General features: G+C 73.2%; 6 protein-coding genes. 1 reads left to right on the forward strand and 5 read right to left on the reverse strand.

All coding sequences use genetic code 11. The features are described from left to right. On the reverse strand, nucleotides 1-1329 hold a 1329-nt coding region (locus tag H0487_RS20715; protein ID WP_183096125.1), incomplete at its 3' end, for an ATP-dependent helicase. 162 nt (nucleotides 1330-1491) lie between these two features. Here H0487_RS20715 and H0487_RS20720 point away from each other — a divergent pair. Continuing rightward, on the forward strand, nucleotides 1492-1749 hold the full coding sequence (locus tag H0487_RS20720; protein WP_183096121.1) for a mycoredoxin: 258 nt from the start codon (nucleotides 1492-1494) through the stop codon (nucleotides 1747-1749). Nucleotides 1750-1763: 14 nt separating this feature from the next. On the opposite strand, the gene nudC is transcribed toward H0487_RS20720, so the two are convergent. From nudC to H0487_RS20740, 4 genes are all read right to left on the reverse strand, one after another. Next, nucleotides 1764-2630 (reverse strand): NAD(+) diphosphatase, encoded by an 867-nt coding sequence (nudC, locus tag H0487_RS20725; RefSeq protein WP_183096126.1) that lies wholly within the window; start codon nucleotides 2628-2630, stop codon nucleotides 1764-1766. 77 nt (nucleotides 2631-2707) lie between these two features. After that, on the reverse strand, nucleotides 2708-3280 hold the full coding sequence (locus H0487_RS20730) for a hypothetical protein (protein WP_183096122.1): 573 nt from the start codon (nucleotides 3278-3280) through the stop codon (nucleotides 2708-2710). Nucleotides 3281-3335: 55 nt separating this feature from the next. Beyond that, a complete protein-coding gene (locus H0487_RS20735; protein ID WP_183096123.1) occupies nucleotides 3336-6530 on the reverse strand; it encodes an ATP-dependent helicase in 3195 nt (1064 codons plus the stop codon). Continuing rightward, the coding region (locus tag H0487_RS20740) for a RecB family exonuclease (protein WP_183096124.1) at nucleotides 6527-7602 on the reverse strand (1076 nt) is incomplete at its 5' end. The genes H0487_RS20740 and H0487_RS20735, both read right to left, overlap by 4 nt.

The following is a 7602-nucleotide window of genomic DNA, read 5'->3' on the forward strand; positions in this document are numbered from 1 at the left end:
GTCGCGCCCCTGGCCGCGGCCGGTCGGCGGCTCGGCCGACCAGCCCATCCCGCCGAGCACGCCGTGGACCGCATCGACCCACGGCTGGTCGTCGACCTCGCCCGACCGCGCCGCACCGCGGAGCCGGACGACCGCCTCGCGCACCTCGGGCCGCTCGAAGAACCGAGCCGCGCCCCGGACCAGGTAGGGGATCCCCCGGTCGCTGAGCGCATCCTCGAAGTGCTCCGACTGGGCGTTGATCCGAAACAGCACGGCGATCTGGCCGGGTGCCGTCCCGCGGCGCTGGAGGGTGGCCACCTGGTCGGCGACGTAGGCGGCCTCGGCGACCTCGTCGGGGTGGCCGACGAACCTGACCGCTGCACCGGCCGGCTGCTGCGAGCGGAGCTCGACGCCGGCGCTCACGCTGCCGGCCAGCAGGGTGTTGGCGGTCGTGACCACCTGGGGCGTCGAGCGGTAATTGCGCACCAGCTCGACCGAGGTGGTGCCGGGATAGCGCTTCGGGAAGTCCAGCAGGTACGTCGCGTCGGCCCCGGCGAACGAGTAGATCGTCTGGGCCGGGTCGCCGACCACGCAGAGCTCGTCGCGGCCGCCGAGCCACAGGTCGAGCAGCGCCGACTGGAGCGGCGAGACGTCCTGGAACTCGTCGACGACGAACCACTTGTACTGCCGGCGCACCTGGGCCGCGACCCGCTCGTCGGAGGCGAGCACCCCGGCCGTGAAGAGCAGGACGTCCTCCATGTCCATCCGGCCCTGCTCGCGCTTGACGTCCTCGTAGGAGGAGAACAGCTTGCCGACCGTGTCGGCGGGCTGGTCGGACACCGTGCGTCCGGCCCGCTCGGCGATCCGGGCGTAGTCGTCGGGGCCGACGTTGCTCACCTTGGCCCACTCGATCTCGGAGGCGAGGTCGCGGAGCAGCGCCTGGTCGGCGCGCAGGCCGAGCCGGCGGGTGGCGGCGGCGAGCATGCCGAGCTTGGACTCGGTCAGCTGCGGGAGCTCGGTGCCGTGGACGTGGGGCCAGAAGTAGCGCAGCTGGCGCAGGGCGGCGCTGTGGAACGTGCGCGCCTGGACACCCGGGGCGCCGAGCTGGCGCAACCGCTGGCGCAGCTCGCCGGCTGCGCGCGTCGTGAACGTCACCGCGAGCACCTCGGACGGCGCGTAGACCCCGGTCACCACCCCGTGGGCGATCCGGTGGGTGATCGCCCGGGTCTTGCCCGTGCCGGCACCGGCGAGGACCCGCACCGGACCGCGCAACGCCTCGGCGACCTGACGCTGCTCGGGGTCGAGGGCGCTCAGCAGGGCTTCGGCCTGGGAGACCTGGCTCGTGGCGATGTCGAACTGCTCCTCCGCGCGGGCTGGGTGGGACGACGCCGACCTTAGACCGTGGGTACGACAGGTCCTGCACGGCCTTCACCGCCTGTGGCGAGGCCCTGCCAGATGCCCCACGGGACCGGCTTCGGGAACATCCGGACCTCGCCGACGGTTGGACGCCACATGAGCTCGTTCACGATGTACACGACCCCGTGGTGTGGCTACTGCCACCGCCTCAAGGGCCAGCTCGACCGCGAGGGCATCACCTTCGAGATCGTCGACATCGAGCAGCAGCCCGAGGCCGCTGCCGTGGTGGAGTCCGCCAACCACGGCAACCAGACCGTCCCGACGCTCGTCTACCCCGACGGCACCGCGATGACGAACCCCTCCGTGGCCCAGGTCAAGGCTCACCTGGCCCTCCTCGCCGAGCGCGCCAACTGAGCGTGGGACCCGGTCTACATGTCGCGATCTGGTGAGATCGCGACATGTAGACCGGGTACGACGCTCAGTTGGCGCGCTCGGCGAGGAGGNACCAGGGTGCCGGCCTCGGCCTCTTCGCGCATCTGGGCGCGGGTGAACCAGCGGGCCTCCTCGACGTCGTCGTCGTCGAGGCTGATGTCCTCGGAGGTCGCGCGGCCCAGGAAGCCGAGCATCAGGCTGCTCGGGAGCGGCCACGGCTGGTTGCCGAAGTAGGTGACGTCACCGACGACGACCCCGGTCTCCTCGAGCACCTCGCGTCGTACCGCGTCCTCGAGGGTCTCCCCCGGCTCGCAGAAGCCGGCCAACGTCGAGAACCGGCCGGTCGGCCAGATCGCCCCGCGGCCGAGCAGGCAGCGTTCGTCGTCGCTGCCGGGCTCCCCCGCCGTGACCAGCATGATGACGGCCGGGTCGGTGCGCGGGAACTGCGCCTTGCCGCACCGGTCGCACACCAGCTCGTGACCGGCCGCCCGCGGCGACAGGCCGCCGCCGCAGCGGGGACAGAAGCGGGTCACCCAGTGCCACTCGGCCAGGCCGAGGGCATGGAAGACGAGCGGCGCTTCCGCGACCGCGTCGCCACTGATGAACGGCAGCAGGCCGCGCAGCGGGAACCACTGGTCGGGCTCGGCCTTGGCGTCCTCGGGTCCGGTGATGACCGCCCACCAGGTGGTGCCGTCCCGGTCGCCGAGGAGCACGCGAACCCCGTCGGGAGCCTCGGAGGTCGACAACCAGGCGAGCGCGCCGTCGCGCGGTCGGACCCGCGTGCCGGAGATGACGAGCACCCTGCCGCCGTCGGCGGCCCAGCGCGCGTCCAGCCAGGCGTCGTCGGTGCGGCGGAGCCCCATCCGGTCGTGCGGGTCGCGGGCGCGGGCGAGGTGCGCGAAGTCCACGTCCCGAGCCTAGGACCCGCCTGAAGTCAGGGTCAGTCGGGCCTGACGCCGGGCTCCCCGGCAGCGTCGGGACGCCGGGCGTCCACCTCGGCCGCCAGGAAGGCGGCGAGCACGGTGCTGTCGACCGCCAGCGGGCTCGGGAGCACGATGACCGGGGCGTCGTCATCGGTCCGCGCGACCTGGAGCGTCCAGCGCCGGTGCGGGGGGCGCGACGCGCGGAACTGCTGGAAGTACGCCGGGGTCAGAGCGACCTGGACGAAGTGCCTGCCCCGCGTCGCGCCGCCGAAGGCACCCCCGAGGTCCGACCAGGCGACCTCGAGGCCCCACCGCTCGTAGGTGACTCCCCGCTCGTCGACGACCACGACGTCGCCCGAGGTCGCCAGCTGCCGCAGCCCGGCGAGCACGCACGCGCCGAAGGTGACCACGACCAACCAACCGATGCCGTCCCCGCTCGCGACCATCCAGGCTCCGATGGCCGCGAAACCCGCCGAGCCGACCACGAGCAGCACCGGTCGGCGCCGGTCGAACCCGATCTCCACCCGACCCGTCGCCGCCAACCGGTCCCGCAGTTCGTCGACCTCACGGGTCACCTGGTCCTCCTCCACGCGGAGAACCCTCGCACAGTGAAGGTCGCTCCTGGCGGCGGCGAACGGCGGTGTCTCAGGTCGTGAGTATCTCCTCGATCTCGGCGCGGGTGGCGAACTGGGTGGGCTCGACCAGGCCGTCGCCGCGGACGTAGTAGAACGCGGCGCGGACCTGCTCGACCGGGACGCCCCGGAGCTCGGCCCAGGCCAGCCGGTACAGGGCGAGCTGGAGCTCGTCGGCGGTCTGGCGGGTGTTGGTCTTCCAGTCGACGACGAGGTAGTGGTCAGGGCCGGCGTCCGGGTCGTCGTAGACAGCGTCGATGCGGCCCCGGACGACCTGGTTGCCCAGGACCAGCGCGAACGGCGCCTCGACCGCGTACGGCGTGCGGGTCGCGAACGGACCCGCCTCGAACGCGGCGATGACCTCCTTGAGGTCGGCGTCGTCCTCGATGCCGGCGTCGCCGCGGCCGGGCAGCTCGTCGGGGTCGAAGAGCTCCTGCTGCCCGAACCGTGCCTCGACCCAGGCGTGGAACCGGGTGCCGAACCGCGCCGCCGACGACGGCTGACGTGGCATCGGACGGGCTCGCTCGGCGGCGAAGCCGTCCGGGTCGTCGCGCAGCCTGGCCAGCGCGGTCGCCGACAGGCTCGACGGCATCGGCACCTCGGCCAGCGGCGCCCGCTCACGGGCCGCCTCCTCCAGCAGCCGGGCGATCTCGTCGTCCCACTGCTGCACCTGCTCGAGCAGCAACACGTCGTCGAGCATCGGGTCCTCGGCGGTGCGCACCAGCTCGGCCGCCGCGATCCGGCGGTCGACCTCGGGGGTGTGGTGCGACATCGGCCAGGGCAGGTCGGCGGACCGCTCGGCGTACGGGTTCGGCTCGCCGCGCTCGACCACGTCGGCCCACCGGTCCGGCTCTCCGCCCCACGCCGCCAGCGCGTCCCGGGTGTCGACGACGTACGGCGACGGCCCCAGCCCGTTCTTCAGGTGCGGGGCGAACCGCCAGCACGACACCGCGAGGTGGTGCCGCGCCCGGGTCCAGGCGACGTAGGCCAGCCGCAGCTCCTCCACCTGTTCGTGGCGCTTGCGGCGCTCCTTGAGGTCGCCGATCGCGTCGGCGTCGTAGCCCTCGAGCTGCGGCAGGTCCCGCGCGTCCCCCCGCAGCGGCGCCGGCATCACCTCGGGGCTCTTCAACCAGGTCGACCGCCCCCGGTTGGTGGGGAACTTGTCCTTGACGACCCCGACGAGGAAGACCGCGTCCCACTCCAACCCCTTGGACCGGTGGACCGTCAGCAGCTTGACCGAGTCGGCCTCGGACGGCGTCGCGATGTCGAGGCCCTGCCCGAACTCGTCCTCCGCGTCCAGCCACGCGAGCAGCGCCGGCAGCGTGACCTGGCCGTCGATGGCCTGGAAGTCGGCCACCGCCTGCACGAAGAGATCGAGGTTCTCGCGGCGGGCCGCGGCGGCCGGCGACACCGACGAGGCGAGCTCGATGTCGATGCCGTTGACGTCGATGATCCGGCGGACCAGGTCGAGGATCGGCTCCCCGATCGACCGCCGCAGCGACCGCAGCTCGTCGGCCAGCATCGTGAACCGCTCCCGCGCCTCCGTCGAGTAGCCGAGGTCGCCCGGGTCCTCGAGTGCGTCGCACAGGGACGGGATCTCCAGCGGGTCGGCCCCCTCGACCGCGGCGGCCAACTGGGCCGCGAGCTCCGGATGAGTCTGCTGCCCCTGCTGCCCGGAGAGCTCGGCACTCCGGGTGCCGAGGAGCGCGAGGTCGCGCGGCCCGATCGCCCACCGTGGCCCGGCGAGCAGCGTCAGCAGCGCCGGGTTGGCCGTGACGTCCTGCACCAGCTCGAGGGTCGCGACGACCTCCGCGACCTCGGGGAGCCGGAGCAGGCCCTTGAGGCCGACGATCTCGACGGGGATCTCGCGGTCGGTGAGCGCGTCGAACACCAGCGCCGCGGAAGCGTTGTCGCGGGTGAGGACGCCGATCTCCTTCCAGTCCGACCGCTCGTGGGCAGCGATCACCTGGTCGCCGAGCCAGGTCAGCTCCTCGTCCAGCGTCTCGTGGACGACGACCCGGACGTCGCCGTCGGCCGCTTCGTCCTTGGCCCGCAGCCGCTCCTGCTCACGACCGACGTAGAGCGCGCGGGCAAGGTGGTTGGCGACGTCGAGGATCCGGGCGTCGGACCGCCGGTTGACCGTGAGGGAGTACGACGGCCGCTCGCCCGCCGCCGTCGGGAAGTCGCGGCCGAACTCGAGGATGTTGGAGACCGAGGCGCCCCGCCAGCCGTAGATCGCCTGGTTGGGGTCGCCGACCGCGGTGACCGGGTGGCCCTCCCCGAAGATCCGCGACAGCATCGTGGCCTGTGCGACCGAGGTGTCCTGGTACTCGTCGAGCAGGACCACCTTGAACTTGCCGCGCTCGATCTGGCCGACCTCCGGGCACTCCTGCGCCAGCCGCGCGGCGAGCGCGATCTGGTCGGAGAAGTCCATCAGCCCGAGCCGGCTCTTGAGCGCCCGGTAGTCCTCGACCAGCCCGAGCAGCTCGGCCCTCTTGTCGATCGCCTCGACCGCGCCGCGCACGGTGTCGCACTTGCCCTTGACCTTCTGGCCCTCGGCGAGCTGCTCCTCCAGGTCGGCCAACGCGGACGCGAAGTGTCGGCGCTCCTCGGCGTCGAACGTGCGGAGGTCGTCGGGGCTGACGAGGTGCTCGGCCATCTCGCTGTCGAGGGCGAGCAGGTACTTCACGGCGTGCGTCGGGCTGTCGGTGAGCAGGCCGACCGGCCGGCTGTGCCGCTGGATCGCCCGCGCGGCGAGCTGGTAGCGCGACGCGTCGGCGATCAGCCGGGTGTCGGGCTCGTGCCCGATCCGTAGTCCGTGCTCGGAGAGCAGGGCGGCGGCGTAGGCGTGGTAGGTCGCCACGGTCGGCTCCTCGACCTCGTCCTCGACCTCGCCGTCAGGGTCGACGCGGCGCGGACCCCGCTCGGGCAGCAGGCCCGCCTGGAGGAGGCTGGCCCGGATCCGGTGCTGGAGCTCGGCGGTGGCCTTGGTGGTGAACGTCAGGCCGAGGATCTCCCCCGGCTCGACCCGCCCGGTGGCGACCAGCCAGACGACGCGTGCGGCCATCACGGCGGTCTTGCCGGAGCCGGCGCCGGCGATCACGACCGCCGGCTCGAGCGGCGCGGTGATGGCGGCGTACTGCTCGTCGCTGTAGAGCCAGTCGTGGCCCATCAGGTCGGCGAGCTGCTGCGGGGTGTCGACGTTCATGACAGCACCGACCCGGACGCGAAGGCGGGGCACAAGGTGGTGAAGGCGCACCGGTCGCAGTGCGTCCCCGGGCGGGCGACGAACGCCTCGGTCCGGACGGCGGCGACGGCCTGCTGGAGCTGGGACTCGATGTGCGGAGGCGAGGCCGGCTGCTGCTGGACCTTGGGCTGGGTGTCGCCGTGACGCAGCTGGACCAGCTCGGCTCCGCCGGCGGTGACCGGCCGACCGACGAGGTGGTCGGCGGCGCCGTGGTCGACGGCGAGCTGGTAGAGCCCGAGCTGCGGGTTCTCGGGGAGCGACTTGTCGGTCGGCGGGTACTTGCCGGTCTTGAGGTCGACGACGACGACCTGGCCGGCCTCGTCGAGCTCGAGGCGGTCGGCGTAGCCGGATAGGGCCACCACCTGCCCGTCGGGCAGGGTGACCTCGGCCTTGATCCTCGGCTCGAGCGCGACGACTGCCCGGGCGCCCGGCCGCTGGTGCCAGGCCAGGAAGCGGGCCAGCACCTGCTCGACGGCCTCGCGCTCGCGCGCCCGGGACCAGGGCGTCCGGAACTCCATCCGGTCCCACACCTCGTCGACGTGGGGCATCAGGTCGGCCACCGTGGTCGCCGCGAGCTCGCCCTTGGCGACCCGCTCGGCGAGCGCGTGGACGACCTTGCCGAAGCCCTGGCTGGCGGTCGAGACCACCGCTCCCCCGGCCTCGCGGTCGAGGAACCACTGCGCGGGACACGTGAGCAGGCCCTCGAGCGCGCTCGCCGACAGCGTCACCGGCTTGCCCTCCGGGCGCACCGCCTGCACCGACCGCGACGGGCTCCGCAGGCCCCACCAGGTGCCCGGATCGGCGCCGCTCGCCACGCTCCGTCCGTGGACCTGGGTGGTCGCGAGCAGCCGCAGTCGGGCGGCGGCGGCCTCACGCAGCGGTGCCGGTTGCGCCGGGTCGGCGGCCGTACGACGCAGCTCGGCGACCAGACCCGGCATCGACAGCGGGCGTCGCGGCCGCCCGACCCGGTGCTGGACCGGGTGGCCGAGCTCGTCGAGGAAGCGCGACGGCTGCTCGCCGTCGTCGTCGGGCG

The organism is Nocardioides stalactiti (genome assembly GCF_014180715.1).
In the GTDB taxonomy this organism is placed as follows: Bacteria; Actinomycetota; Actinomycetes; order Propionibacteriales; family Nocardioidaceae; genus Nocardioides; species Nocardioides stalactiti.